This window comes from Bradyrhizobium nitroreducens (assembly GCF_002776695.1).
Lineage (GTDB): Bacteria > Pseudomonadota > Alphaproteobacteria > Rhizobiales > Xanthobacteraceae > Bradyrhizobium > Bradyrhizobium nitroreducens.
In genome coordinates this window covers 1-3,944 of sequence record NZ_LFJC01000006.1, presented here as the reverse complement: position 1 = coordinate 3,944, position 3,944 = coordinate 1, and the positions used below count along the sequence as shown (strand labels likewise).

The window sequence follows — 3,944 nt, the reverse complement described above, 5'->3', positions numbered from 1 at the left end:
CCGGACTGATCGCCCGCGGCGAGCCGCACCGCCGCCCGCGCCATCTCCAGATGAGCCACGCCCGGCAGCACCCGCTGACCATGCACCTGATGGTCCTGCAGGAAAAACTCCCGGCCCGTGAACCGCGACGTATAACGCTGCTCGCCAAGATCAGACGTGTTCCGCTGCACCAGCGGGTGCGCAACGAATGCGTCTTGGTGATCGGCAATCTGATGCGGGCTGCGGACCTCCGTCTGGGGAACCCAATATCGTTCTTTTGCGAAGGGGTAGGTCGGCAGGCTGACGCGCCGGGGCGTGCGCTGGGCATAGAGTTTGTGCCAGTCCAGCGTCAGCCCCTTGACCCACAGCTCGAGCACCTTGGCGTGCTTGCCCTTGCTGATCCAGGCGTCGATGGTCACCGCCATGTCCTCGTCGGCCGCAAACAGCGCCATCGCCTCCTTGTTGCGCTTGACCTCGCCCCGGTAGAGCTCGTCGATGTGAGGGGTCTCGTCCAGATAGGCCTGCAGCTTGTCTTGCAGCTGTCCGGCCGAGCCAACGATCATCGCCACCCGGGCATCCATTGCCTCGCGACCGACCTGGAGCGTGTAGGCCACGTCCGCCAGGTCCTGCGGCGTCAGCTCGCGTTGCCGCAACCATTGCAGCAGCTGCTGCACCCGCTCCCTCAGCCGCTCATCGTTCTTCGCCGACAGCACGATCAAGGCCGGGTCCTGAGCCGTCGCCGCCACCCGTTCCGCCTGCGGCGCCACGTACTCTTCCAGCACCACATGCGCGTTGGCCCCTCCCGCCCCGAACGACGAGATGCCGGCCCGCCGCGGATACTCCCGGGTCCGCCCATCGACCGTCACGACCGGCCGCGCCCACTCCTGCAGCGTCTGCTGCACCCTGAACGGGCTGCTGGCGAAGTCGATGTTCGGGTTCAACTGCTCGGAGTGCAGGCTCGGCACCAGCTGGCCGTGCTTCATCTGCAGCAGCACCTTGGTCAGCGCCGCCATGCCCGCGGCGCTCTCGCAGTGGCCGATGTTCGACTTCACCGAACCGATCGAGCAGAACTGCGTGTCCGACGTGGACTCACGGAACGCCTTGCTCAAGCCCGCAATCTCGATCGGGTCGCCGAGTGCCGTGCCGGTGCCATGCGCCTCGATGTAGCTGATCGTGCGCGGATCGACCCCAGCCTGCTTGATCGCCCGGCGGATCACATCGGCCTGGGCGTTCGGGTTCGGCACCGAGTAGCCGTTGGTCTTGCCGCCGGCGTTCACCATGCTGCCCTTGATCACACCATAGATGTGATCACCATCGGCAATCGCTCTGGATTTGCGCTTGAGCAGAACGGCGCCGACGCCTTCGCCGGGGACATATCCGTCGCCTCCCTGGCCAAAGCTCTCGCATCGCCCCTTGCTGGAGACGAACTTGCCTTGCGCCAGAGCCAGATACTTGTTCGGATGAACCGATACATTGACGCCCCCGGCGATCGCCGCCTCGCAGCCATTGTGTTGCAGCGCCTGGCAGGCCAGGTGGATGGCGGTGAGCGACGACGAGCACATGGTGTCCACAGCCATGCTCGGGCCGTGCAGATTGAAGACGTACGACACTCTGTTGGCGATCGAAGCCGCGATACCGGTCAGTGCGATCGGCTTGCCCCGCGCCTGCTCTTGCGCTCCGTAGAGCTGGTACTCCTCGTACATTACGCCCACATACACCGCGACGTCCCGCGGTCCCGCCGTCCCCAGGATGCTCTGACCGGTATAGCCGGCATCCTCCAGAGCACCGTGCACGCATTGCAGGAACAGCCGTTCCTGCGGATCCAGGAACTCCGCCTCACGCGGCGAGATGTTGAAGAACAAGGGATCGAACTGATCCACGCCGTCGATGAACCCGCCCCATTTGCTGTACGTCTTGCCGGGCTTGTTGCGGTCGCTGTCGAAGTACTGGCTGTGATCCCATCGCTGCAGCGGGATCTCGGTGATGCTGTCCTTGCCGCTGCTCAGATTGGCCCAGAACGTCTGCAGATCGTTGGCCTGCGGGTAACGTCCCGAGATCCCGACGATGGCGATGTCTTCCATCAGTGACGTAGAGGCCATGGCCGCCTGCGGCTGCGCGAAGCGCTTGCGACCATTTGGCTTCGACACTGGTGGCGTTCGCGGCGGCACCTCGAGCTTGCCGCGTACGGTAACTTCCGCCCTGGCGGGCGGCGCGTCCGCACCAACGAGCGCAACCAGTTGCGGTCGATGGGCCTGAACAAAGTACTCCGTCAGAGCCTGTATCGTCTGATACTCGAAGAACAACGTCTTCGACAGCGAACCAAAGACCTTCTCCAGCCCTTCGGTCAGCTCCATGACCATCACCGAATCGATCCCGTATTTGTCCATCGGGGCATCGGTCTCGATCTGGCTGATCGGCAGCTTGAGCGCGGAGGCTAGCAAGCCCTTGATATAGGCAAGCGCCTTGCTCTCGAGCCCATCATTGCTCTCGGCCACGGCAATCGTCGCCTGGGGAACCATTGCTGGTCGCGCGACAACCGTCGCGGGCGGCAGCAGCATCTGCTTGACCTGCTCGATATGCCCTTGCACCACCAGCACCTGGTCCTGCGCGCTGCCAAACGCCTGGTACAACGCCTTGATCCCCGCGCTGGTCTGCATCGGCACCATGCCCATCTTCTGCAGCATCGCTCGCCGGGTCATCGCGTCGACCTGCATTCCTCCTTCCGCCCACAGCGGCCAGTTGATCGAGAGCGTTCGCCCGTGCCGCTGACCGGCCGCGACCAGGCCGTTACGGTATCCCGCGTAGGCGTCCATGAAGGCATTGGCGGCCGCATAGTCCGCCTGCCCCACATTGCCGTGCGCCCCCGCGATCGAGGAGAAGCAGATGAAGCAATCGAGAGCGATATCCTTGCTGGCCTCATCCAGATGCACCAGCCCGTGCACCTTGGACGCCAGCACCTCGCCCGTCTCCTCGGCGGTCTTCTTCATCAGGAAGCTGTCGCGGATCACTCCCGCGCTGTGGATGATCCCGTCCAAACGCCCAAACCGGCCCTGGATGTCTTGCACGAGCCCATCCACGGCCTGCTTGCTGGAGACGTCGACCTGCAGGTACTCGACGCGTCCTGCCGGCGCTTGCAGCTCGCGCAAGCACGCCTCCTGATCGATACCGAGCGGCGAGCGTCCGGTCAGCACCAGCGTCGCATCTTGCACCTGCCGGGTGATCTCGCGGGCAAACACTCGGCCCAGCCCCCCCATGCCCCCTGTGATCAGATAGACGCCGCCATCCTTCCACGGCAACTTGCTGCCCCCATCGAGCTGCAAGTCCGCCCAACCCGACACGAAGCGAACGCCCTGCCGATAGCGGACCTGCTGATCCCCCGGGCTCAGGCTGTTCTCTCGCAGCACGTCGATCAGGCGATCATCGGCTTGCCGATCGATGCCGATCACCTGACCCAGCACATTCGGGTTCTCCAGGCGCGCCGTCTTGAGCAACCCCGACAGCCCCTGCAGCATCTCTTGATCATCTTGCGCAGGCACCACCACCTGGATCAGCACCGGCGTGCTGACCTTGGCATCCATGATCCGTTGCAGCACCTCCAGCACCTGCTGGGCATAGTGCGCAAAGCCATCTGCGATCGAGACCTCCGGCGGCAAGGCGCTCAGGCATCTGACGTCCTGCAGACCGTCCATCGCTCGATCGCGGACCCCGCACAGCACCACGACGTGCTGCGAGTACGACGGCACGGTCGCCTCGCCCGCCACCGGTTGCGCGATCCATTGCGGGTGTTGCAGCAGGGTGCCGGTTGCGTCCAACTCGCCTTGAACCACCCGGCAGCTGAAGCCGCGCAGGCGAACGCACACCTCGCCCTGCTCGTTCGCCACATCGATGTCCAGCTTGTGCACGCCACTGTCCGGCCCACTCGACCGGCTATGGCGCGCGACAGCCCACACCTTCGTCGTCAGCGG

General features: G+C 64.6%; 1 protein-coding gene. It reads right to left on the bottom strand.

The window, feature by feature from the left end; genetic code table 11:
* The coding region (locus TSA1_RS38630; protein WP_145984448.1) for a type I polyketide synthase at positions 1 to 3,881 on the bottom strand (3,881 nt) is incomplete at its 3' end.
* Positions 3,882 to 3,944: the final 63 nt, after the last annotated feature.